The 22,422-nt window shown below is 56.1% G+C and carries 21 protein-coding genes; 11 read left to right on the top strand and 10 right to left on the bottom strand.

The genetic code is table 11. The annotated features are described in order from the left end of the window. Positions 1 to 8 precede the first annotated feature (8 nt). On the bottom strand, positions 9 to 1,724 hold the full coding sequence (gene pilB / locus G411_RS0112520) for a type IV-A pilus assembly ATPase PilB (RefSeq protein WP_022959560.1): 1,716 nt from the start codon (positions 1,722 to 1,724) through the stop codon (positions 9 to 11). A gap of 275 nt (positions 1,725 to 1,999) precedes the next feature. On the opposite strand from pilB, the gene G411_RS22525 reads away from it, so the two are divergent. Continuing rightward, on the top strand, positions 2,000 to 2,452 hold the full coding sequence (locus G411_RS22525) for a pilin (protein ID WP_037509334.1): 453 nt from the start codon (positions 2,000 to 2,002) through the stop codon (positions 2,450 to 2,452). 127 nt (positions 2,453 to 2,579) lie between these two features. After that, on the top strand, positions 2,580 to 3,926 hold the full coding sequence (locus G411_RS0112510) for an O-antigen ligase family protein (protein WP_022959558.1): 1,347 nt from the start codon (positions 2,580 to 2,582) through the stop codon (positions 3,924 to 3,926). Positions 3,927 to 3,944: 18 nt separating this feature from the next. On the opposite strand, the gene nadC is transcribed toward G411_RS0112510, so the two are convergent. After that, the gene (gene nadC / locus G411_RS0112505; RefSeq protein WP_022959557.1) at positions 3,945 to 4,787 is read right to left on the bottom strand and encodes a carboxylating nicotinate-nucleotide diphosphorylase; all 843 of its coding nucleotides are present in this window, start codon (positions 4,785 to 4,787) and stop codon (positions 3,945 to 3,947) included. Positions 4,788 to 5,247: 460 nt separating this feature from the next. On the opposite strand from nadC, the gene G411_RS0112500 reads away from it, so the two are divergent. From G411_RS0112500 to G411_RS0112485, 4 genes are all read left to right on the top strand, one after another. Continuing rightward, positions 5,248 to 7,497, top strand: coding sequence for a DUF1631 domain-containing protein (locus G411_RS0112500; RefSeq protein ID WP_022959556.1), 2,250 nt, complete (start codon positions 5,248 to 5,250; stop codon positions 7,495 to 7,497). Between the two features lie 79 nt (positions 7,498 to 7,576). After that, positions 7,577 to 8,128, top strand: a complete 552-nt coding sequence (gene ampD / locus G411_RS0112495; protein ID WP_022959555.1) for a 1,6-anhydro-N-acetylmuramyl-L-alanine amidase AmpD — start codon at positions 7,577 to 7,579, stop codon at positions 8,126 to 8,128. A 31-nt stretch (positions 8,129 to 8,159) separates the two neighbouring features. After that, positions 8,160 to 9,005: a regulatory signaling modulator protein AmpE gene (gene ampE, locus G411_RS0112490; protein ID WP_022959554.1), complete on the top strand. Its 846-nt coding sequence runs from the start codon at positions 8,160 to 8,162 to the stop codon at positions 9,003 to 9,005. Next, positions 9,005 to 9,886: an ROK family protein gene (locus G411_RS0112485; RefSeq protein ID WP_022959553.1), complete on the top strand. Its 882-nt coding sequence runs from the start codon at positions 9,005 to 9,007 to the stop codon at positions 9,884 to 9,886. Before ampE ends, G411_RS0112485 begins: the two co-directional genes overlap by 1 nt. Before the next feature lie 7 nt (positions 9,887 to 9,893). On the opposite strand, the gene G411_RS0112480 is transcribed toward G411_RS0112485, so the two are convergent. After that, entirely contained in the window at positions 9,894 to 10,451 is a 558-nt protein-coding gene (locus tag G411_RS0112480) for a cob(I)yrinic acid a,c-diamide adenosyltransferase (protein WP_022959552.1), read from the bottom strand. 125 nt (positions 10,452 to 10,576) lie between these two features. Between G411_RS0112480 and cobU the strand changes: the two genes are divergently transcribed. Genes cobU through cobC form a run of 3 tightly spaced genes read left to right on the top strand, consistent with a single transcriptional unit; the run spans position 10,577 to position 12,771 of the window. Continuing rightward, positions 10,577 to 11,098 carry a bifunctional adenosylcobinamide kinase/adenosylcobinamide-phosphate guanylyltransferase gene (cobU, locus tag G411_RS0112475; RefSeq protein ID WP_022959551.1) on the top strand — a complete coding sequence of 174 codons (522 nt, stop codon included), beginning with the start codon at positions 10,577 to 10,579 and terminating at the stop codon, positions 11,096 to 11,098. An 18-nt stretch (positions 11,099 to 11,116) separates the two neighbouring features. Beyond that, positions 11,117 to 12,163 carry a nicotinate-nucleotide--dimethylbenzimidazole phosphoribosyltransferase gene (gene cobT / locus G411_RS0112470; protein WP_022959550.1) on the top strand — a complete coding sequence of 349 codons (1,047 nt, stop codon included), beginning with the start codon at positions 11,117 to 11,119 and terminating at the stop codon, positions 12,161 to 12,163. Continuing rightward, positions 12,163 to 12,771 carry an alpha-ribazole phosphatase gene (cobC, locus tag G411_RS0112465; protein ID WP_022959549.1) on the top strand — a complete coding sequence of 203 codons (609 nt, stop codon included), beginning with the start codon at positions 12,163 to 12,165 and terminating at the stop codon, positions 12,769 to 12,771. The genes cobT and cobC overlap by 1 nt, the downstream gene beginning before the upstream one ends. Positions 12,772 to 12,777: 6 nt before the next feature. On the opposite strand, the gene G411_RS0112460 is transcribed toward cobC, so the two are convergent. Further along, positions 12,778 to 13,227: a hypothetical protein gene (locus tag G411_RS0112460; protein ID WP_157581307.1), complete on the bottom strand. Its 450-nt coding sequence runs from the start codon at positions 13,225 to 13,227 to the stop codon at positions 12,778 to 12,780. A 109-nt stretch (positions 13,228 to 13,336) separates the two neighbouring features. Here G411_RS0112460 and G411_RS0112455 point away from each other — a divergent pair, with 109 nt between their 5' ends. Next, entirely contained in the window at positions 13,337 to 14,986 is a 1,650-nt protein-coding gene (locus G411_RS0112455; protein WP_022959547.1) for an alkaline phosphatase D family protein, read from the top strand. Between the two features lie 21 nt (positions 14,987 to 15,007). Continuing rightward, complete coding sequence (locus tag G411_RS0112450) at positions 15,008 to 17,071, top strand: metallophosphoesterase (protein WP_022959546.1); 2,064 nt, start codon at positions 15,008 to 15,010, stop codon at positions 17,069 to 17,071. Here G411_RS0112450 and G411_RS0112445 read toward each other — a convergent pair. The 6 genes from G411_RS0112445 to cobO are packed head-to-tail and all read right to left on the bottom strand — an operon-like array spanning position 17,068 to position 22,415. Further along, positions 17,068 to 18,528 carry a cobyric acid synthase gene (locus G411_RS0112445; RefSeq protein ID WP_022959545.1) on the bottom strand — a complete coding sequence of 487 codons (1,461 nt, stop codon included), beginning with the start codon at positions 18,526 to 18,528 and terminating at the stop codon, positions 17,068 to 17,070. The two genes, G411_RS0112450 and G411_RS0112445, sit on opposite strands and share 4 nt — an antisense overlap. Continuing rightward, positions 18,521 to 19,162: a 5,6-dimethylbenzimidazole synthase gene (gene bluB / locus G411_RS0112440; protein ID WP_022959544.1), complete on the bottom strand. Its 642-nt coding sequence runs from the start codon at positions 19,160 to 19,162 to the stop codon at positions 18,521 to 18,523. Before bluB ends, G411_RS0112445 begins: the two co-directional genes overlap by 8 nt. Further along, positions 19,159 to 19,959: an ABC transporter ATP-binding protein gene (locus tag G411_RS0112435; protein ID WP_022959543.1), complete on the bottom strand. Its 801-nt coding sequence runs from the start codon at positions 19,957 to 19,959 to the stop codon at positions 19,159 to 19,161. The genes bluB and G411_RS0112435 overlap by 4 nt, the downstream gene beginning before the upstream one ends. Then, positions 19,959 to 20,948, bottom strand: a complete 990-nt coding sequence (locus G411_RS0112430) for a FecCD family ABC transporter permease (protein WP_022959542.1) — start codon at positions 20,946 to 20,948, stop codon at positions 19,959 to 19,961. Before G411_RS0112430 ends, G411_RS0112435 begins: the two co-directional genes overlap by 1 nt. Then, positions 20,935 to 21,816, bottom strand: a complete 882-nt coding sequence (locus tag G411_RS0112425; RefSeq protein WP_022959541.1) for a cobalamin-binding protein — start codon at positions 21,814 to 21,816, stop codon at positions 20,935 to 20,937. Before G411_RS0112425 ends, G411_RS0112430 begins: the two co-directional genes overlap by 14 nt. Further along, positions 21,813 to 22,415 (bottom strand): cob(I)yrinic acid a,c-diamide adenosyltransferase, encoded by a 603-nt coding sequence (cobO, locus tag G411_RS0112420; protein ID WP_022959540.1) that lies wholly within the window; start codon positions 22,413 to 22,415, stop codon positions 21,813 to 21,815. Before cobO ends, G411_RS0112425 begins: the two co-directional genes overlap by 4 nt. Positions 22,416 to 22,422 lie beyond the last annotated feature (7 nt).

Below are 22,422 nucleotides of genomic sequence, written 5' to 3'. Positions count from 1 at the left end.
ATTGTCGCTTAGTCTTTGGTAACGCGGTTGACTTCACTCAAGCTGGTGATGCCCTGGGCGCACTTTTTCAATGCTGATTGGCGGAGGTTGTTAAAGCCTTCCTTTTGCGCCTGTTCGGCGATCTGCAATGAGTTGCCATTTTCCATGATAATACGGGAAATATCCGGGGTGATGCGAACGACTTCGTAAATCCCCACCCGGCCTTTGTAACCGTTATTGCAACGTTCACAACCCACGGCCTCCATAATAGAGGCTGACTCCAGCAATTCCTCACTAAAGCCTTCCTCACGCAGTGTCTCGTGGGGGATGTCGGCGGGTACGGCGCATTCCTTACACAATCGTCGGGCTAATCGCTGAGCGATGATCAGACTGACCGAGGTCGCAACGTTGAATGCGGGAACCCCCATGTTCAGCAGTCGTGTCAGCGTTTCTGGGGCGCTGTTGGTGTGCAGGGTGGACAGTACCAAATGACCGGTTTGCGCTGCTTTAATACCGATTTCCGCCGTTTCCAAGTCTCGAATCTCCCCCACCATGATGATGTCGGGGTCTTGGCGAAGAAAGGAACGCAGGGCCTCGGCAAAACCCAGTCCCACTTTGGTGTTCACGTGAACCTGGTTGATACCCTCAAGGTTAATTTCAACCGGATCTTCCGCCGTAGAAATGTTCAGCTCGGGCGTATTCAGGATATTCAGGCCGGTATACAGCGACACGGTTTTACCTGAGCCAGTGGGGCCGGTAACCAGAATCATGCCTTGTGGTTGATTCAGCGCTGAGAGGTACATCTCTTTCTGTTCGGGTTCATAGCCCAAGGCATCGATGCCCATCTGTGCAGACGATGGATCCAGTATCCGCAGTACGACCTTTTCACCCCAAAGGGTGGGGAGCGTGTTAACCCGAAAGTCGATAGCACGGGTTTTGGACAGCTTCATCTTGATCCGCCCATCCTGTGGCACGCGTCTCTCTGAGATATCCATCTGCGACATCACTTTGAGGCGCGCCGCGAGTCGGAAGCCGAGTGATGCCGGCGGGCGGGCGATTTCCTGCAAAATCCCGTCGGTACGAAAGCGAACCCGGTACATTTTTTCATAGGGCTCAAAGTGAATGTCCGACGCGCCACCGCGAATCGCGTCTAGCAGTACCTTGTTTACAAACTTTACAACGGGGGCTTCATCGGCGCCGCTGGCATCCCCATTAGCAGCGGCATCCTCATCGACGGCCTCAACATCCAGGTTGTCCAGATCGAGGTCATCCATATCGCCCAAACTGTCGGTCAGCGACTCCTCCTGAGACGCCATATATTTCTCAATGGCCTGGTTGAGCGCACTTTCTTCGACAATAACCGGTTCGGTACTCAGATTCGTGTGGAACTTGATCTGGTCTAGAGCATGGAGGTTTGTGGGGTCCGACATGCCCACAAATAGGCGCTTACCGCGTTGCCATAGTGGAAGTGCTCTGTGACTTTGAATCAACTTGTTGTCCACAATTTTGCGTGGAGCCAAGTCCAAGTTGTAGGCACGAAGATCAAGAAAAGGAATGCCAAATTCGTCAGAAGCTATTTGCGCGAGTGTTAAACCATCTGCCAATTTACTTGTGACAAGCTGAGCGACGAGGCTCCTTTTATCCTTCTTGGCAGAATCTTGAGCTTTGCGCACAGCTTCTTCCTCAAGCAAGCCATCAAAAACTAAGCGACGAGCGAGGCCGGTGAGGGGAGGGGAGCTGTTCATCAAAGGTTCGCCATATTCCGTTGTCTGTTTGCTGACCATTATGGCAGAGGCACAGACTAAGCAACACCGTAATTCTCGTAGCGGCGAATGGGAGCGTGAGTGACGATATTTGTCGGTTGCAGAGTTTGGGGTTGACCAATTTTGTCAGTGTTGGCGGATGTTTTGTGCTTTGGTGCTCACTATCAAGTGAAATAGCTTGGCGGGTAGAGTTGGCATAGTCTTTGAAAGCAACCCGATAGGCATAGGCCTTTTGAAATGACTCATTGGAGAAGATCATGAAAAAAGCACAACAGGGTTTTACCCTTATCGAACTGATGATCGTGGTAGCGATCATCGGTATTTTGGCTGCGGTGGCGCTGCCTGCGTATCAGGACTATACCGTTAGGGCTAAAATGTCAGAAGCGATTGGCTTCGGTGCGGCTGCTAAAAGTTCGGTTTCAGAGTGCTTGATATCGGCTGCAGGCGATGCGGCTGATTGCAATACCAACGTCAAAGTTGGGCTCAGCGCTACGGCCACCGATATCAGTTCCACTTATGTCGAGTCTGTTACAGTCGGTAATAATGGTGTGATTACTATTGCTATCAAAGACACCAATGTTACTGATTTGGATGCGGGCTCCCTGACGTTTACTCCAACGTACAACGAGGATGCCGGTGTTCAGTGGGATTGCGTTATCAGTAGTAACACCCTTAACAAATATGTTCCGCAAAACTGCCGGGCTACCTGATAGCAGCTTCTACGCTGTAAGCTGAAAAACCAGCCCAATACGGGCTGGTTTTTTTTTGGTGTGAATTCTCGGTCAAAGGGGTGGTGTGGTGAGGTTTGTATACGCAATAAATGGAAGGCCTTTGGCAGTGTTGTTTGCCGCTGCCATTTTCGCCACGTTCTTTGCACATTATTTTCTTGGTTTTACCTTGCTAGGGGGCATTGATGCGCAGAGAGTGGCAGTTATGGCATTTTCATGTCTGTCAGCTTTTTTTCTATTGCTCAAACTAAGTTATCGCCTGGTATTTCTTTTTTTTGCCGTTCTGTTTTTTACCCTTTTATTCAAAGGGTTTTTTATGATGAACGGATATATTAAACACATATCTTACCTACTAATGTTGCTTCCTTTGCTGACCGTTTTTTATGTGTTGGGGGCTACAGTTGGAGGCAGATTTTGGGAGGTGGGGATCTCTTTGTGTTGTATTTTTTCGATGATTTTGGTGTTTGTATGTGCAGTAGCATTTAAAAATTCGGGGGTAGATTTTAGCTGGAAGGAAGTGTTCTCTTATGCCTCTCATGCTCGTTTTGTTAATCATTTTCAAGTTGGTATTGTTTTATTGCTAGCATTTTCCGTCGCAGAGGGGAGTGGCTGGCGGCGAGCTTTATATTTCTTTGCTTTGTGTGCGTTGGTGTTTGTTGTGATCGTGACCGCTGGGCGCGGTATTTGGCTGTCGATGTTAGCGGGTGTGGCAGCTTTATATGTTCTAATCGAGTTTGCTGCGTTTCGGCGAATCCTCATTTGTCTTTTGGGTGGTGGCCTCTTGGGGTTTCTTCTTTTCGAAGCGTTCGATAGGCTGTTTTTTGAACAGAAGGATATGGTAGGGCTTTCGGCGCGGGCGAATGTGCTTGTAGATAACCGAACAGCTATTTGGTCTGCAACAGTAAATGCTATTTTCGAGAGGCCGTTTCTTGGTTATGGCGCTTATTCTTTCGCTAAAGGCGAAGGGCTTCCTCCTTCTCTTCCCGCTCACCCGCATCAGCATTTCCTTCAAGTTGCCTATGAGTATGGGCTCCCATTGGCAGTTTCCCTTTACGCCTTGTTGGTTGCGTTTGTCGTCAGCTTGGGGAAGAAAATAAAAAAGAGTCGAGATGTTTACAGTGCTGTATTGCTAGCATCATTTGTAGCTATTGTTGTGAACGCTCAATACAGCGCTGTCTTTACTATGCCTGTGGGACAGGTAGTAGGTGTTATCCTAACAGGGCTTTTGTTGGGTAGATATAGCCAAGTTCCGCTGCTTGGATATTCGGGGATTAGTCGTGATCGGCGCGTATCATTACTAATTTCAAGCATGTCTTTTTTGGTGGCACTATCCTGCGCATATTGGCTTGCAACAGTTGACGACTATTACAGAGGGCTTATGGGAGAGGAGTTTGAACTGAATTTTTGGCATGAGAAAAGCCGATATCTCCCGCGTACATGGGAAAACGCTTCTTAATGCCCGTTTTTAATAGAGCTACCGCGCCAGTCGCATTGACAGGTCAATCGCTCGCGCATGCTTTGTCAGCGCGCCAATCGAGATGTAGTCCACGCCGGTTTCCGCAATCGCAGCCAAGGTTTCTTTGCTGACATTGCCCGAGGCTTCCAGTTTTGCCTGTCCGTCCGTCACTTCCACGCCTTTTCGCATATCCGACAGCGAGAAGTTATCCAGCATGATGATGTCGGCGTTGGCTGCCAGTGCGGTGTCCAGTTCCGCCAGCGTTTCCACTTCCACTTCTACCGGTTTGTCCGGAGCGATGTCACGGGCGCGCTGCACCGCTTTGTCGATCCCGCCGCAGGCCGCAATGTGGTTTTCCTTAATAAGGAAGGCGTCGTAGAGACCGATTCGGTGGTTGTGGCAGCCGCCGCAGGTGACCGCGTATTTTTGGGCTGTTCTCAGGCCCGGGATGGTTTTTCGTGTGTCCAGCAGTTTGACCTTGGTGTGCGCCACAATATCGGCGTACTCGCGGCAGGTCGTTGCTGTGCCGGAGAGTAGTTGCAGGAAGTTGAGAGCGCTGCGCTCGCCAGTGAGCAGTGCGCGTGCCGGGCCTCTCAGTTCGAAGAGGACGGTATCCGGAGCGACTTTCTGTCCATCGGCGACGAACCAGTGAACTGTGACGGAGTTATCAACTTGGCGGAAAACTTCGTCAACCCAGTCACGTCCGCAGACAATGGCGCTTTCCCTGCTGATGATTTTAGCGCTGGCGTACTCTTTTTCGGAGATGAGCATAGCGGTGATATCTCCGGAGCCAATATCTTCGTTCAGTGCCGCGCGCACTGTGGCTTTGCGGTCGTTGCTCAAATGTTCAGAAAATTCCATCGCGGTGCGGCACCTTTCCGATAATACTTGTTTGTATAGCGCTACTATTTTAATGTCGATTGCACAACGGCACAGAACCCGTATATGCCCTAAGTAGTTTCCCCCGCTGGCTGTTCGCGCTGACCGGCTGCTATAACGTCAGCGTCGGCCTTTGGATTGTCATATGCGCGTAGTGAGTAAAATGGACACTAATCGCTCACACAGGGAAAGCACTGAGGCGCGCGAGTTTAGCAAGTTCGGTGCTAGGCGTGTAGCGTTCAGGGGAATGTATGGGAAAATCGCTACTTACAAGCGCAATTGCACTCTGGTATAAATGTGTGATGTATAGGCGGGAGGCCGAAGCCTTTGTCAGGCTCGCTGAGCGGGTGATGACGAAGCGTTCAGAAAGGGAAAGAATAGTCACGCCCGGTGAGTTTGGGCCACGTATGCAGCATAGAAGGGTAATCGGTGGCGGGTCAGTATGGCTGATAAGTCAGAGAAAATTGTCGATATTCGCGCGAAACTTGCAGGCGCGAGGCAGCAGGAGGCGGCAAGGCCGTTGCCTCCGGTGATCGCAGCTTTACAGGAAAAAAGCAGCCTGTTCCTCACCGAGCGTCTTACCAGTTTGCTGGATGACGTCGACGACACCCTGTTTGAGCTGGCCGACGAGGCCTCCAGTGCAAAAGAACAGCACCTCTATTTCGACTCCATGCGGGAAATTCGCATTCACCGGCAGCAAGTCGAGCAGAATTTTTCCCAGCTTTTCAAAAAGAATTTCCAATCGCAGATTCCCGGCGGCCAGTTTGCTGCCGAATCTCAGGGAGTGGCCAAGCTCAAGTTGCTCGAATCCGATGCGCTGGAAGAGTTGGTTGCCATCGAAGGTATGGCCAAAAAGGCCGAGCGGCGCTATCTGAAGGAGCTTTGGCAACTTTCGGCAGCCTGGCAGCAAAGCTTGGGCGGAGACGCAGTAACGGCAACAGAGCTGCCGTTGGGGCCCGCGCAAATTGCCAAGGCACTGGGGCAGGCATGCAGTGAGCTGAATATTGATCTCAAGGCGCGTCTGGTTCTCTTCAAGCTGTTTGATGCCCAGATCATTTCCCGTTTTGACGAACTGTTTGCAGTATTGGTTCCGGTGCTGGAATCACAGGGGCTGTCTCTTGATGCGCTCACCCAAAAGCCGAAACCGGCCGATAAGCGTGTAGACGGCGTCAAATCTGAGAATGCCCAAAAAGCGTCTACTGACGAACGCGTTACCCAGTTGATCGATGAGCTGGAAGCCTTGCTGACCAGCAATGGTAGTACTCAGGAGGCGGCGACGCTTTCCAAGCCGTCGCTAATGGTGGCTTTGCAGGACATTCAGAATGAGCAGTTCAGTCATTTGAAGAACCGCGATGCGGCGAATGATGACGGGGATGCCTATCAGCTGGTGACTCAGAAACTGGTGTCCCGACTCAAGCAGGTCGGTCGTGTCGCGCCGGGCGACGCTTCGGCGCTTTCGGTAGAGCGTGATCGAGACACTATCCATCTCGTGGGCACCTTATTTCAGTACATGCTGGAAGGTGATGGACTGGCAGACCCTCTTAAAGGCTTGATGGCACAGCTTCAGATTCCCATTTTGAAGATGGCGATGCTGGACAAGAGCTTTTTCAGCCGCGAGGAGCATCCTGCGCGTAAGTTGCTCAGTGCGATCATGAGTGCCAGCATCGGCTGGGCGCCGGTCGCTGCTCCGGAAAAAGACCCTCTGTACCGCAAGGTTGAGGACGTCGTCCTCCGGGTGCTGGGTGATTTCGGTGTAGACACTCAGGTGTTTGTGGATGTTCTGAGCGAGTTCAGCAAGTTCCAGGAAAAAGCGCAGCGTCGGGCCGAGCTGGTTGCGCAGCGCACCGTTAGTGCGGAAGGCGGTCGTGCGACGGCCCAGGCGGCCCGGGGCTACATCGCCGGCCTGCTGGACGAGAAACTGGCTGGCGGTAATTATCCCGTCGCTGTCGAGCGTATTCTCAAAGAGGGCTGGTCCAAGGTTCTGTTTCTCAGCTATGTCCAGGCCGGACCGGAAAGTCCTCGTTTCAAGGACGAAGTGGAGTTCGTTGATCGCCTGTTGTGGAGCGTCGCCGCCAATGACGATGTCGGGCATCGCAACGAGCTGATTACCGCGCTACCCGTGCTGGTAGAAACACTGCGACTGGGCTTCAACCGCGTCTCGCTGAATGCCTTTGAAACAGGCCAGTGGTTTGAGCAGCTTGAGCGCCTGCATATGGCGAAGCTAAATCGCAAACCCAAGATACCTGATGATGCGCCCCAGCAAAACGCGCCGTCGACTGCAGATGACGTAGATTTAGAAGACCTTGATGCGGCACTGGCCCGGGAGCTGGACGAGCCCATGCCGCATTCCCTGCCGGTGTCGGGCGAGGCCGTTACTGGAAAATCTCAGGCTGCTGCGGCCTCGGTTGACCCATCTTTGCTTGATTCCTTGCGTGTGGGTAATTGGGTCGACTTGCGTCAGGATGATGGCAAAATGCTCCGCTGTCGTCTGGCGGCGGTCATCAATGGTATTGGGCGGTACATCTTCGTTAATCGCGCGGGTATCAAGGTCGCCGAGTATAATCGCGACAGCCTGCTGGAGGCGGTGAGCGATGGCCACTTGCTGATGATTGATGATGACCGCATGTTTGATCGTGCCCTGGAGTCGGTGATCAGTAACCTTCGGGATATGGACGACAAGCCGCTAAGCTAAGCTGGATATCGCGCCTGTGCCAAGGCTCCCCTGTTTCTCGTCGGCCTGATACACTCTAGCCAGCGATTCAGGACTCCCCATGTATCTTATCGATAATCTCGGCTGGTTTTCTCACGCACGCCGCTGTCCCAGCGACAACTTTAACCCACGCCCTGACAGCAACGATATCAGCTTGCTGGTGATCCACAATATCAGTCTGCCACCAGGCCAGTTTGGTACCGGTTGTGTCCAGGCTTTCTTCTGCAACGAACTTGACTGTTACTCGCATCCGCAGCTGGAGGAATTGACTGGAGTTCAGGTGTCTGCCCACCTGTTTATTGATCGTAATGGCGACTGTTTTCAGTTTGTTTCTCTTTTGGATCGTGCGTGGCATGCGGGCGTTTCGTGCTTTGATGGGCGAGAAAACTGTAATGATTTCAGCATCGGCATCGAGTTGGAGGGAGAAGATTTTCGACCGTATACTGACGCACAGTATCGAGAGCTGGCCGCTGTCACCCAGGCGATGTTGAGGCGGTTTCCGGGGCTTGTGCCGGAACGCATCACCGGGCACAGTGACATCGCGCCAGGACGAAAAACGGACCCCGGTCCGGCGTTTGACTGGGTTTATTACAAGAGCCTGATATCAATTTAGGCAGACAATCGCCTTGATCACGGATAACACTATGGAGTTTTTTGCGATTCTTATTGCCTGGGCTGCCGTTCAGTTCTGGGGCAGTGGGGTGGTAGTACAGAAAGATGACTGGATCGCGCAGTTCAGGCGGGTGCTTCGCTATGTGCAAACTGTGCGCCTGCGTTTGGTGATTTTTCTGGCGGCGCCGGCGCTGCTTGTCGCCGTTATTCTCTGGCTGCTGGGTCCCCTGTTATTCGGTCTGCCATTCTTTTTGCTGTCGGTGCTCATATTGTTGTACAGCTTGGGGCGTGGCGATTTCCAAACCCGGCTGCGTCTATATTTGAACAGTTGGCAGCGAGGGGACCTGGAGGGCGCGTACCTTCATGCCCAGCAGTTCAGCCCGGAGCTTTGTGACAGCGGCGCTGAAAATGCGGAAGAATTGCATAGCGCTGTGCGTAAGGCGGTCTTCTATCAGGGCTTCGAGCGCTGGTTTGCTGCGGTATTCTGGTTCTTCGCTCTCGGTCCCGCGGTCGCCTTGTTGTACCGTTTACTTTTTATCGCCAGTCGTCACGACAGCTTCGATCAGGAAGAGAGGGATCAAGCGAAACTGTGGCTTTATTATGCCGAATGGATTCCAGTGCGCCTGCTGGGTTTCGCATTTGCGCTGGTGGGGGATTTTGATGGCAGTTTCAGAAAGTGGCGGGAGAGCCTGATGTCAGACTTGCCCGCTGAGGACTATCTGGATGCGTTGGGTTGTCTGTCGCTGCCATGCACAGCTCACACTGACGACGGACAGTTTACGCAGAACGCGGCGAAAGAATTGCAATGCGTTCAGCAAATGCTCTCGCGCAGTCTGCTTTGCTGGATTGCTGTCATGGCGCTGATGCAGTTGTTCTGATGCGTCTTGGCATTGACTTGGGCGGCACCAAAATAGAAGCCGTGCTGATGGATGCGCAAGGTGACTTACTGCATCGTGAGCGCGTCCCGACCCCAAGTCATTCCTACGAGGCCATTCTCGAGACCATCGGGCAGCTGGTACGTAAGCTGGAACGGGCGTTCGCTGTTTCTGCGAATATAGGGATTGGTACGCCGGGCAGCCTCTCTGCGGAAACGGGGCTGATGCGAAACAGTAACACCCTTTGCCTAAACGGCCGGCCGCTGCAGCGGGATCTTGAAAAGGTGTTGGGGCGTGAGCTGCGCCTTGCCAATGATGCCAACTGCTTTGCATTGTCAGAAGCAACAGATGGTGCGGCCGAAGGGGCTGAGTCGGTGTTTGGTGCCATCCTGGGGACAGGCGTTGGCGGCGGTTTGGTATTTCGCAGCCAATTGCTTTCAGGGGGCAACGGGATTGCCGGGGAGTGGGGGCACAATCGCCTCAGTGAAACCGACGAGCAGCGCTTGTGTTATTGCGGCCGTCGCGACTGTATTGAAACTCATCTTTGCGGTGCGGGCCTGCTGCAAACCTATCGGCAATTCGGCGGCACGCTGACTTCCGTGCCTGAGCTGGTAGCGGCCGCTGAGCGGGGTGACGGGGTTTCTTGTCGCTCGCTGGAGCACTACTGTCACGACTTGGCCAGAGCGCTGGCGCAGGTTATCAATATCTTCGACCCCGAGGTCATTGTGCTCGGTGGCGGTCTATCGAATATCCCCTGCCTGTATCAGCGGGTGCCAGAGCTATGGATGCACTGGGTGTTCAGTGATCACTGCCGCACCCAGCTTCGAGCCAATCGTTTTGGAGATAGCAGCGGCGTGAGAGGCGCTGCGAGATTGTGGCCGTAATCCGGGCTTATTTGCGCTGATCCGCAGGCAGCCAAAGCACCTCTTCTCCATCTCCGCGCCTTGCCAGTAGCCGAGCCATCACAAACAGCAAGTCTGACAGCCGATTCAGATATTGGCGGGTGGTATCGTTCACCTCATTGTCGCGGCTCAGGGTTACCACAGCGCGCTCTGCTCGACGACAGATGGCGCGGGCGAGGTGACAATGCGCGGCGGCCTTGCTGCCGCCGGGCAGAATGAAATTCTTCAGTGGCGGCAGGTCGTCGTTCATGGTGTCTAGCGAGGCTTCCAGCTCGCCGATGCGCTCGGCACTCACCAAGGTGTAACCGGGTATGGAAAGTTCTCCACCGAGATCAAACAGGTCGTGCTGGATGCGCGACAACAGTCCGATGCTGTTGTCGCCAGATTCCAGCTCGGTAATTAACACCCCGATTTGAGAGTTCAGCTCGTCGACAGTGCCAATGGCTTCCATGCACGCATGATCTTTGTCGATCCGCGACCCGTCGCCGAGCCCTGTGGTGCCGTCGTCGCCTGTGCGGGTGTAAATCTTGGATAAGCGGTGGCCCATATTTCCCTCTGCTTACTGCTGTCTTGTAGAATAGTGCGTCAAACGCGACGCCCCACGATTCTCGCGGAGTATACGTGACTTACACAGCGCGGGCAGCCGGCGGCATAAAATCATAAGGAGTCAGGGTGCTGGAACTGTATTTGGGTGGTGCGCGCTCCGGTAAGAGTCGTCTTGCCGAGGCCAGGGCTGTCGCCAGTGGTAAAACGCTGGTGTACATCGCGACGGCAACAGCCGGTGATTCGGAAATGGCTGAGCGAATCGCCCATCATCGCCAGCAGCGCGAAGGTGGTGGCTGGAAAACGATAGAGGCTCCCGAGCAACTTGCCGATGCGATAGCGGCCCATGCCAGCGACGAGTCCTGTGTGCTGGTGGACTGTCTCACGCTGTGGTTGAGCAACTGGCTGATGAAAGATGACGATGCGCTGTGGCAGCGGGTCAGGGCCGAGTTTTTATATGGCATACAGCGGGCGCCGGGGCAGCTTATTCTGGTCAGCAATGAAGTGGGACAAGGTGTCGTGCCAATGGGGGCATTATCGCGCCGTTTTGTGGATGAGGCCGGGCGGCTTCATCAGGAGCTGGCGGCAGTGTCCGAGAGAGTGGTGCTAGTAACGGCCGGGTTGGAGCAGGTGCTGAAAGCGCCTCATTAATCAATAAAAGGATGAATTGTGACAGAGTGGTATCTGGAGCCGGCGCGCGAGCCGGATGAGGCGCTGCGTGAGCAGGCGCAGGCGCGTCAGGACAATCTTACCAAGCCAAAAGGATCGCTGGGCCGCCTTGAAGATGTGGCGGTGCAGCTCTCGGCGTTGCAGGGAACATTGACGCCCCGCGTCGACAAGCCACTCATTGCGGTGTTTGCCGGTGACCACGGCGTCGCAGCCGAAGGCGTATCTGCCTACCCTCAGCTGGTAACGGCGGAGATGGTGCGCAACTTTGCCAACGGTGGCGCCGCCATCAGTGTATTGGCCAAGCAACTGAAGGCGCAGTTTTCGGTGGTCAATGTCGGCACCGTCTATGCAATCGAAGACTTGCCCAATGTGGTCGATCGTCGAGTGGGTGCCGGCACGCAGAATATGTGTGTGACGGAAGCAATGACTCGGGAGCAGTGCCTGGAAGCGTTTGATGTCGGGCGCGATACATTGGATGGCGCCGACGACATCAATATCTTCCTCGGGGGCGAGATGGGGATCGCCAACAGTACGTCTGCGGCGGCGCTCGCGGTGGCTCATACGCGCTTGTCGGCTACGGCCATGGTAGGGCGTGGTACCGGGATAAACGAGCAGGGCATGGCGAAAAAAGCGGCCGTCGTCACCCGCGCCATGTCACGCCATTTGCCGCATATGAAAGATGGTGTGGAAACTCTGCGCCGTATCGGCGGCTTTGAAATTTGCGCGTTAGTGGGTGCTTACATTCGCGCTGCACAGAATGGCGTTGCTGTTCTGGTCGATGGTTATATCTGTACCGCCGCAGCCATCTCTGCCGTGAAAGTGAACCCGAGTATTCGCCCCTGGCTGTTTTTCTCTCACTGTTCCGCTGAGCCTGGTCATAAACGTCTGCTCAATAAAATGGATGCAGAGCCTCTGCTCGAGCTCGATCTTCGACTGGGTGAGGGCAGCGGGGCTGCGGTGGCCCTGCCAGTCATGCAGACTGCCTGTCTGTTACAGAATGAAATGGCCAGCTTTGAGCAGGCTGGCGTCAGCCGCGGCAATGATTGATGAGCGTACAGCGCAGTCGTATAGATTTACTTCGTCATGGCGCCTGTGAGGGCGGAGAAATTTTCCGTGGCAGTACCGATGTGGCGCTCAGCGAGGAAGGTTGGGCGCAGATGAGTGGCAAGGTTGCCACCGTCGAGGATGCCCATTGGGACCGGATTATTTCCTCCCCGCTGCAGCGCTGCGCGAGGTTTGCAGAATCGCTGGCGGGGGAGAAGGGTGTTCCTCTGGCCATTGAAGACGCGCTCAGAGAAATTCATTTCGGTGATTGGGAGGGGCTGCCTCACAGTGAGGCGCAGCAGCGAGACCCCGAAGTGTGGCGGCGTTTCTGGGAGTCGCCCGATGAGGCGAGTCCCCCCAATGGCGAGAATATGGCGGACTTCAGTCAGCGGGTTTGTCGAGCGCTGGACGAGATTGCCGAGCGCCATGCCGGTGAGTCGATATTACTGGTGGTGCATGGCGCGGTTATTCGCGTGATGATCTGCCACTGGCTGGGCATGCCGATGGGGGCGATGACTCGCCTGTCGGTCCCCTATGCGGGTTTTAGCCGCTTTCATGTTTACCGACAGCAAGGGCGCGAGCCCTGGGTGCAGCTGCACTTTCACGGCTGATGGCGATCATGGCTGTGGCGGCATGATCTCCGGTGGTGACATTGCCTGGCTGCCGCTGATCAGCCATTTTCCATCCCGTCTCACAAACTGGTACTTGGCGTGGTGACGCTGGCGCTCGCCGGCGGCAAATTTGCCGAAGCTGCTTTTGTACTGTTTGTACTCCATGTTGAAGGGCTGAAGCTTGCGCATGGAAATCACGGTGTCGAAGTCTTCGGGAAACACCAGTGTGACGTAGACTTCCGCTTCGGCAGCGTCGCCTTCTTCACTTTTCTGGATAATCTCCAGCTTCTCTGTCTCAAAAAGTCTTGGCTCGGTGAGCTCGCTGAGATTTTTCTTCAGCAGGTTCTCAACCGTGTAGTCGGTAAAGGCGACCGGCTTGCTGCAGGCAGTCAGGAATACACTGAGGCAAAGCATAATTGCTGCACGGCAAGCGAAAGGCTTGGTGATATATCGCATCTTTAATTACTCGTTAGAAATAGAATTGTAATCTTTGTGTAGTAAATTATTGGCGTTGTGTGAGCTGCACGACGTCCCGCACCGAAGATCAATCACCACGAGTACACCCATGGATCGCCGACTTTTCCTGAAAGCCATTACGACCGCCAGCCTGAGCATCCCAATACTGACAGCCTGCGGAAGTGGGAGCAATAGCAGCAGCGGCGGTTCGCCTGATCCCGACAACGGCGGTGGGCAGGGGCAGCCCCTGAGTAGCGGTATTTCCTTTGAGCACGGGGTCGCCAGTGGTGATCCGCTGGATGACCGGGTGATTTTGTGGACGCGGGCCACGCCGCCAGCGGGCAGTTCGGCGTTGACCGTACTTTGTGAGATTGCGGAGGATGAGGATTTTGAGACGCTGGTGCTCTCAGAAACCCTCACAACCACAGCCGAGAGTGACTACACCATCAAGTTCGACGCCGCCAGTTTATTGGCTGATCGTCGTTACTGGTACCGTTTCCGCGGTGCCGACAGCAAATCACCAGTGGGCCGTGCCCGCACACTGCCGATGCGCGGCCAATATGCCGACCGTCTGCGTTTTGCCGTGTGTTCCTGCAGCAGCTACCCCCACGGCTATTTCTCTGTCTATCGAATCATCGCCAACCGCAGCGACCTCGATTTCGTGCTGCATCTCGGTGACTACATTTACGAGTACGCCCAGGATGGCTATGGCGATAACCCGAACCGTCTGCTTGATCCGCCGCATGAAATTGTCGCGCTGGATGACTACCGTCGTCGCTACGCCCTCTACCGCCGCGATACAGATTTGCAGGCCGTTCACGCCATGCATTCCTTTGTCACGATTTGGGATGACCACGAATCGACCAACGACTCCTACCGCGATGGCGCGGAAAACCACAATGAAGGTGAAGGCGATTGGTTTGAACGCAAGGCGGCGGCGATTAAAGCCTACTTTGAATGGTTGCCGATCCGGCCGCCCACAGCCACGCAGGACAGTATTTACCGGGCGTTCCACTTTGGAGACCTTGCCGATTTCACCATGCTCGATACCCGCCTTGAGGGACGTGAGCAGCAGTTGAGTAACCCCGTCGACCCGGCGCGCGCTGAGCAGCGTGATCTGCTGGGTGAGCCCCAGAAAACCTGGTTAAAGAATGAACTGGCCACCGGCACCGGTATCTGGAAATTTATCGGGCAGCAGGTCATGTTCGCTCAGTTGCAGATTCTCGAATTGCAGCGGCTGCTGCCTGGCGTACCCACCAATGAATTCAGTCCGCTGATTGCTATTAATATGGATCAGTGGGATGGCTATCCCAGCGAGCGTGAAGAGCTGCTCGATTTCATTGAAGAGCAGGGCATTCAAAACACCGTGATCCTGACCGGTGACATTCATACCAGCTGGGCGAATGAGGTATACAAGAGCAGCGCCATTTTGACCGGCGGTGTGCTGGATGATCCGCTAGCGGTTGAATTCGTGGCCCCCAGTGTTACGTCGCCGGGTTTTCCCGACGGTGCCGCGCAACTGGTGTCGTCGGTGTTGCCCCTGCTTAACCCGCATATGAAATATACGGATCTGGTCAACAAGGGATTTATTCTCGTCGATGTCACGCGGCAGCGTGCCCAGGCGGAGTATTACTACGCGGCGAGTATTGATGATCCGGAGCAATCCGGTGTGGAAATGGACAAGGTCAAAACCGTTGCGGTTCAGGTCGGCAGCAGTCGTCTGGTAGAAGACACGCCTGTGTCTCGGCCGCGTGTTTAAGTTTTGCCCCGGGAGAGACAAATGACAGCAAAACCGATTCTTACCTCTCTGTTACTGGCCGCTAGCTTGCTAGGCCTGTCAGCTTGTGGAGGTTCTTCTTCATCAGGCAGCAGTGGCAGCGATAGTGTCGATAATGGCGGTGACAACGGCGGGGATAATGGTGGCTCAACACCGCCGGATAACAATGTCGTTCGCTTTATTTTGATGGGCGACAGCGGCAGCGCCAGTAATGGCGCCTATGCAGTGGGTAAAGCCATGGCGGCGGTTTGCGAGGCTCGTGGTTGTGATCTGGTATTGGGGCTTGGCGACAATATCTATGAGTCTGGTGTGACGTCCGTAATGGACCCCCAGTTCGAAGAGAAATTTGAACTGCCATTCGAGCCCGTTGATCTGCCGTTCTATTTTGTCCTCGGCAACCACGACAACACCGGGTTTTTCGGTGGTGATGGTGCCGGGAATGCCACTGGTGAGTATCAGGTGGATTATCACTATCGGGACGCAGAACACCCCGACGCCCCTCGCGCTTCGCAGCGCTGGAAAATGCCTGATCGCTACTACCGTTTCTCTGAGGGTGAGCAGGATAACGGCAAGCCGCTGGTGGAATTCTTTGGCATCGACTCCAGCCAGGTGGCGGGTGGTTTCCCGGACAGCGACGAAAACTATTCCTACAACAACTTCGGCCTGGCGCAGGCTGAATGGCTGAAATCGTCTATCGAGACCAGTCAGGCCAAATGGAAGTTTGTTTTTGCACACCACCCCTACGTATCCAATGGCAGCCACGGAAATGCCGGCAATTACGACGGTGTGCCGGGCTTCCTGTTGCCGGTGCTGGCCGGTGAGCGCTACAAGGCATTTTTGGAAGAAACGATGTGTGATCGCGCCGACTTCATGTTCGCCGGGCATGATCACGATCTCCAGTGGCTGATGAGTCAGCCGGACTGCGGTAAAACCGAGTTTATTCTATCCGGTGCCGCGAGTAAGACTCGCAGTCTGGAGGGGCGCAACAGTAATCCTGTCTTTTACGAAAAGGGCGACTCCTACGGTTTTGTGTGGGTGGAAGTGAAGGGCGATCAGTTTTATGGCGAGGTCTATGAAGTCGACCCCGACGACGGTGCGTTGGGTATCGGCTCGTTGACTGATCCGCAGCCCGCGTTTATTCGCAGCACCTTGCAGCAGCCTGCCGAAGGGATTGCCAGCAGCGATGCCTTCACCAGCCCGTTGCAGGCTAACCCGGAATTCGATGTGTATGGCGAAGAGGGTAATCTCGACGAGGTACAAAGCACCTTTGCCGAGGGCTTCACGCAGCTGGCCGGTGCCGTTAATGACCCCACAATGGCGGCGTTGATCAATGCCATGGCGCAATCCAGTGTCGGCCTGATCGAAGTTCTGGATGCGCTGTCTACCGGCGTGCAGAAGGCGGCTGAGGAGCAGAATCCCGATCTGCTGATGGCGGGTTCGGCCCGGGCCTCGCAGGCGTTGCTGTACTCATTGCAGCAACTGCAGGCTGTGGTCGACAGCAATGAATCCCTGCCGGCACCGTTTGATCAGTTGGGCGGTATTCTTGACGAATTTCGTGCCAGTGTTCCCAGTGCCGATGATCAGGGCTCCGGGGAGGGCTCGGCCGATCTGCGCAGCTTGACCGATCCTGTTAAAGCGCTTGCCATGAATATTCAAGGGCTGGTCGATGCAATAGAGGAAGAAACAGGTGTTGTGCCCGTGGTTGGCGGTAGCTTTGCACTGTTGTCTGAGCTGCTGTTCGACGTGGGACGAACGCTGGATGCCGTGGGCAATGCGAGCACGGCCGAACTGGGACAGGTTTTGGTCTCACTGGTTGAAGATTTGCTGAACAATATCCTCGTCGGCATTATCCCCATTGAACAGTTCGCTCCGGCAGAGGTGACCAATGCTATTGGCCTGGGTCCCAAGTTCCTGAGCAGCGTCCTGCTGGTGGTAGTGCGCGAAGTGACCTTCGTCCTCGACAACACCTTGCTTGCCTTGTTGGCACCGCTGATCGGCGCGCTGGATGAGCTGTTGTTGACCCCGTTGTTTGACGGCCTGGCCAGTCTGGCAGATTTTGAATTTTAACTGCCCAGGGAGAGCAGCGTCTCCATGTCGAGATGCTGCTCAACACAATCTGCCAGTCGCTCCAGGTTGGCCTCGATAATGCCGTTGTAATCGACGGCCTCCAGGCTTGAGGCGCCAGCCCATTGCAGAATCAAGGCGCGGGCCTCATCGTCATCAAACAAGCCGTGTACATAGCTGCCCAGAACGTGTCCATCTGCTGAAATTGCGCCGTCGCAGTGCTCATTTACTTCTGCAAACGGGGTTTCCAGTGCGCGGCCCTGACTGATCCCCGCATGAATTTCGTAGCCGCGCAGCGAGGCCTGGCGCCCGTTTAGTCGGCAATGACCACTGACTTGACGCAGGGTTTTCTCGGCGGCGAGGGTGGTTTCCATATCCAGCCAAGCTAGTCCCTCGCTGCTGCCGGACGGTCCCTCAATGCCCAAGGGGTCGTGGATGAGCTTACCCAGCATTTGAAAGCCGCCGCAGATGCCCAGTACTTTACCGCCGTAGCGCAGGTGTCTGGTGAGTTGTTCTGCCCAGCCATTGTCGTGCAGCGCCTGGAGGTCAGCGCGCACGCTCTTGCTGCCGGGAAGAATGATCAGGTCGCAGGGGGGAAGTGGCTGACCCTTGCGCACAAATTGCAGGTCTACATCCGGTTGCAGCCGCAGCGCATCAAAATCGGTGTGATTGCTGGTGCGAGGCAGCACGGGTACCGCAATTCGCAGAGCGACTTTGCTCAATTGCTGGTCGGCATTGATGGCGTCTTCGGCTTCCAGATGAAGATCGTGCAGGTAGGGTAAAACGCCAATCACCGGCTTGCCGGTGTAATCTTCAAGCCAGTCCAGACCCGATTGCAGCAGGGCAATATCGCCCCGAAAGCGGTTAATGACGAAACCCTTTACCCGCGCTTTTTCCGTTTCCGACAACAGAGCAAGGGTGCCGACGAGGTGGGCAAACACACCGCCGCGATCGATGTCGGCAATCAGAATGACCGGGCAGTCGACGGCTTCGGCAAAGCCCATATTGGCAATATCGTTGTCGCGAAGATTGATCTCCGCCGGGCTGCCCGCGCCCTCAACCACAATGTGTGTGTACTGCTGTTGGAGGCGCGTGTGGGAGTCGAGTACCGCCTGCCGCGCTGTGCGTTTGTAGGCGTGGTAATCCGCCGCCTCCATGTTGCTAAGGGCCCTGCCATGAATGATGACCTGCGCGCCGGTATCGCTATTGGGCTTGAGTAAAACCGGGTTCATATCGCTGTGAGGAGGCAGCCCGCAGGCGCGGGCCTGTACCGCCTGAGCACGGCCAATCTCCCTGCCATCAGGGGTTACTGCGCTGTTCAGGGCCATATTTTGCGGCTTGAACGGTGCCACGGCCAAGCCGCGCCGGGCCATTGCCCGACAAAGGGCGGCCACCAGTACACTCTTGCCTGCGTCGGAGGTGGTGCCCTGTATCATCAGCGTTTTGCTGCGCTCAGTCATGCCAGCCGTCCTCCATAATCAGGCTATCGAGTGGACGGCGGCTGTCCCAGTTTTCCTGCTCAAGCATGGGCTTGTCGTAGAATTCATGGACGGGTCCGAGGCACAACAGCGCAATTGGGTGGCTGTCCTCGGGCATTTTTAATAGCGGCTTGATTTCCTCGGGCTGGAAAAGTGAAACCCAGCCCATGCCCAGCCCTTCGGCCCGGGCGGTCAGCCACAGGTTCTGGATGGCACAGGCGGCGGAGGCCAAATCCATTTCCGGCAGCGTGCGGCGACCAAAAATATACCGCTCTCGATGATCGCAAAGTGCGACCACCAGCAGTTCAGCGCAATCGCGAATGCCCTCGACTTTCAGGCGCAGAAATTCTTGTTTGCGGTCTCCCAGCGCCTCGGCCGAAGCGGTAATTTCCCGTTGAACGGCCTCGTACAAGGCATCGCGAAGCGCGGGTCTGCGAATGCGGATAAAGCGCCAGGGCTGCATAAAGCCGACGCTGGGGGCCTGGTGAGCGGAGGCGAGCAGGCGCCGCAGCGTCTCGGGCGCCACGTCGCCACCCGCGAAATGACGCATGTCTCGACGCGCGGCGATCACGCGGTAGATGGCGTCGATATCGGCGGGGCTGAATTCGCTGTTCATAATGGCTTATTTGGTCGCTCGGTACGCGGCAGAAAAATCCGCTCGCCGCCGTCTTCGATGACTCGCAGAGGCTGGCGATAGAGTCTCTCCAGCGCTTCGGTTTTCAACATGGTAGACGCCTCTCCCCAACAGGCACTGCCGTCGGGATAAAGGAGCAGCAGGTGACTGCAATAGCGAGCGGCCAGGTTGATGTCGTGCAGGCAAAGTACCACGGCACAGCCATTATCAGCCTGCTCGCGAAGCAGCTGCATCACGGCGACTTGATGATGCAAGTCGAGGTGGTTGCCGGGTTCGTCTGCCAACCACAACTGCGCCTGTTGGCAGAGCGCAGTTGCGACAGCCAGCCGCTGTTTTTCTCCGCCCGACAGCGTACTGACCAGACGCTGCTCCATATTGCCCAGCTCCATTCTGTTCAATGCCTCGCGGGCAATACTCAGATCGTCGCTGGATTCCAGCTCCCAGGTGCTCAGAAAAGGGTGTCTACCGATCATGGCCGATTCCAGCACGGTGGAGGGAAAGCTGTCACTGCGCTCCTGAAAAATCACCGCCAACTGCTGGGCGATCTGGCGGCGTCGCCAGCGATCCAGGGACTTTCCAGCCAGCAGAATGTTGCCGCTTCGCGGCTTTCGCAGTCCGGCCAAGGTATGCAGCAGCGTCGTTTTACCCGCGCCATTGGGGCCGAGTATTCCCCAGATTTGGCCCTGCTGTATCGTCAGGTCCAGAGGATAAGCATCGTCGCGTCCGGGAACATCGATGACCAGTTGGCGAGTGCTGAGCAGACTAGAAGGCGTATCCATTATCGGCTCCGATACAGCAGGAACAGAAAGCTCGGTACGCCGAGCAAGGCGGTGATCACCCCGACCGGCAATTGCTCCGGAGCAATAATGGTTCTCGCCAGCGTATCTGCCAGCGTAAGCAGGGTGCCCCCGGCCAGGGCGCAGGCGGGCAGGATCAGGCGCTGATCATTGCCCAATACCAAGCGCAGTAGATGAGGCACCACCAGTCCGACAAAGCCGATGCTGCCCGCCGTGGTCACTGCCATGGCGGTCAGCAGGCTGGCGGCGATATAGATCCCCCACTCCAAGGGCTTCACCGCGACACCCAGCGCGGCAGCCTGAAGAGGGCCGCGAGCCAGCACATTAAGGCTGCGACCCAGAGGGATCAGCAGTAGCGATACGAGTGACAGCGCGATCAATGCCGGCCAGGGGCTGCGCGCGTAGGCGAGGTCGCCCATCAGCCAGAACAACATACCCGGAAGGTTTTCTGTCGGCGCAATGGCCAGCATAAAGGTGACCACGGCGCCCCAGCCAGCGGCAATGACGACCCCGGTCAACAGCAGGCGGGTCGGTGTCCAGCTGCCACTGCCGTGGGCCAGCGTAAACACGGTGACGGCGGAAACGATGGCGCCGACAAAAGCGGAACCCGACACCACCGCACTCCCCAGTCCGGCGAGCATCGCGCTCAGCGCGCCGACAGCGGCTCCCCCGGACAGGCCGAGAACATAGGGGTCAGCCAGTGGGTTGCGCAGCAACACCTGCATTAACGCGCCGGCGACGGCCAGTAAGCCGCCCGTGGCAAACGCGGCGAGGCTGCGCGGCAGGCGTAATTCGAAAATCAGCGTTCGGTGCAGGGGTTCGCCATCGCCTAACAAGACCGCCAGCAACTGAGCGAGGTTAATGTGCAGGCTGCCGGTGGCAATGCTCAGCCCCATCGCGGCGCAGGCAAACAGGCCGAGCAGTAAGAGCGTCGGCATCAGTCGTGGAGCGGCGCGTTCAGCGCCGCGCACGGGCGGTCTCCAAGTGCTGACAAAGCAGGCGCGTGCCTTCCAGCAGGCGGGGAGTGGGTCGTTGCAGCGTCGATGGCGGCACAAAGAACAGGTTGTTCCGCTGTACTGCAATCAGACCGGAATAGGGCAGCCAGGCGTCGAGCCAGTCTCGATTTTCCTCGCCCATGCCACCGGCTATGATGGCTTCAGGGTCGGCGGCCAATACGGCCTCATGGTCAATGCGCGCGGCCAGTCGGGGCAATGCGCCAAACACGTTCACCCCGCCACACAGGCGCGTTGCTTCGCTGATCAGGTGTTCATCGTTGACGGTCATCAGCGGATTCTCCCATATCTGCTGGAAGACTCGCACGGGCTTGGCGCTGGAATAACGGTTGCGCAGCTCGTCGATCCCGTTCTCAAACTCGCTGGCGGCGGTCTCGGCGATTGCTTCCGTCGCTGCGAGTTTCCCGAGACGCCGCAGCGTGCTGGCAACATCGGCAAATCCGCGCAGTTCACTGTAGTACACCGTCAGCCCCAGCGATTCCAGTTGGGCTAACTGTTCGACCGGGTTGCCGCTGTGCCAGCCAATCAATAAGTCGGGCTTCAGACTGAGAATGGCTTCCAGGTCGAAGCGGTTGTAGCTGCCTACGCGAGGGAGTTTCTGAGCCGCGTCGGGATAATCGCTGAAGGTGACGGCGGCAATGAGATGATCGCCTGCACCGGCAGCATAGACCAGCTCCGTTGCCCCCGGTGACAGGGCAATAATCCGGCTGGCGGATTTCTCCAGGCAAAGGGTTTTGTCCCGGTCGTCCTGCACGCAAGTCGCGTCGGCATAGCCGAGCAGGGGAAAACAGCAGGCGACGATTGCCGCCAGTACAAACCGTGTCACCAGTCGACGCCCTTACGGGCTTTCACGCCGTCGCGGAAAGCGTGCTTTTTGTCGTCAATCATCGACACAGTATCTGCCAGTTCCTTGAGGGCTGGCGGCGCGCCACGGCCGGTAATGATTACACTCATTTCCGGCGGGCGCTGTTTGAGAGCGTCATAGACCTCATCGGCATCGATATAGCCGTACTTGAGCATATAGGTCAGCTCATCCAGCAAAAGCAGATGCAGGCTTTCATCTTTTAAAAGCGCCTTTGTCTTTTGCCAGGCTTGTTGTGCCGCTTCGCGGTCCCGCGCCTTGCTTTGGGTTTCCCAGGTGAAGCCGGAGCCCATTACGATGAACGGGGTGTCGGGGCAGAACTGCTGGAGAAAATTCCGCTCTCCGCAGTCCCAGGTACCCTTGATGAACTGCACTACCGCTGCTTTATAGCCGTGACCAATACAGCGAATGACTGTGCCGAAACCCGAACTGGATTTACCTTTGCCGGGACCGCTGAGTACGATCAGTACTCCGCGCTCTTCGGTTGCCTTGGCAACGCGGGCATCAATCAGTGCTTTTTTCTTGGCCATCCGCTCGCGGTGGCGCTGTTCTTCATCCGTCATCGTATGT

Source organism: Spongiibacter tropicus DSM 19543, from assembly GCF_000420325.1.
GTDB classification, from domain to species: Bacteria; Pseudomonadota; Gammaproteobacteria; order Pseudomonadales; family Spongiibacteraceae; genus Spongiibacter; species Spongiibacter tropicus.
Note: the sequence above shows the minus strand (reverse complement) of the source record. Positions and strands in the feature narration are given on the sequence as shown.

Excerpts from the sequence above, each read along its gene's own strand:
- pilB (WP_022959560.1), bottom strand. The coding sequence starts at position 1,724 with ATGAACAGCTCCCCTCCCCTCACCGGCCTCGCTCGTCGCTTAGTTTTT.
- G411_RS22525 (WP_037509334.1), top strand. The coding sequence starts at position 2,000 with ATGAAAAAAGCACAACAGGGTTTTACCCTTATCGAACTGATGATCGTG.
- nadC (WP_022959557.1), bottom strand. The coding sequence starts at position 4,787 with ATGGAATTTTCTGAACATTTGAGCAACGACCGCAAAGCCACAGTGCGC.
- G411_RS0112500 (WP_022959556.1), top strand. The coding sequence starts at position 5,248 with ATGGCTGATAAGTCAGAGAAAATTGTCGATATTCGCGCGAAACTTGCA.
- ampD (WP_022959555.1), top strand. The coding sequence starts at position 7,577 with ATGTATCTTATCGATAATCTCGGCTGGTTTTCTCACGCACGCCGCTGT.
- ampE (WP_022959554.1), top strand. The coding sequence starts at position 8,160 with ATGGAGTTTTTTGCGATTCTTATTGCCTGGGCTGCCGTTCAGTTCTGG.
- G411_RS0112485 (WP_022959553.1), top strand. The coding sequence starts at position 9,005 with ATGCGTCTTGGCATTGACTTGGGCGGCACCAAAATAGAAGCCGTGCTG.
- G411_RS0112480 (WP_022959552.1), bottom strand. The coding sequence starts at position 10,451 with ATGGGCCACCGCTTATCCAAGATTTACACCCGCACAGGCGACGACGGC.
- cobC (WP_022959549.1), top strand. The coding sequence starts at position 12,163 with ATGAGCGTACAGCGCAGTCGTATAGATTTACTTCGTCATGGCGCCTGT.
- G411_RS0112460 (WP_157581307.1), bottom strand. The coding sequence starts at position 13,227 with ATGCGATATATCACCAAGCCTTTCGCTTGCCGTGCAGCAATTATGCTT.
- G411_RS0112455 (WP_022959547.1), top strand. The coding sequence starts at position 13,337 with ATGGATCGCCGACTTTTCCTGAAAGCCATTACGACCGCCAGCCTGAGC.
- G411_RS0112450 (WP_022959546.1), top strand. The coding sequence starts at position 15,008 with ATGACAGCAAAACCGATTCTTACCTCTCTGTTACTGGCCGCTAGCTTG.
- G411_RS0112445 (WP_022959545.1), bottom strand. The coding sequence starts at position 18,528 with ATGACTGAGCGCAGCAAAACGCTGATGATACAGGGCACCACCTCCGAC.
- bluB (WP_022959544.1), bottom strand. The coding sequence starts at position 19,162 with ATGAACAGCGAATTCAGCCCCGCCGATATCGACGCCATCTACCGCGTG.
- G411_RS0112435 (WP_022959543.1), bottom strand. The coding sequence starts at position 19,959 with ATGGATACGCCTTCTAGTCTGCTCAGCACTCGCCAACTGGTCATCGAT.
- cobO (WP_022959540.1), bottom strand. The coding sequence starts at position 22,415 with ATGACGGATGAAGAACAGCGCCACCGCGAGCGGATGGCCAAGAAAAAA.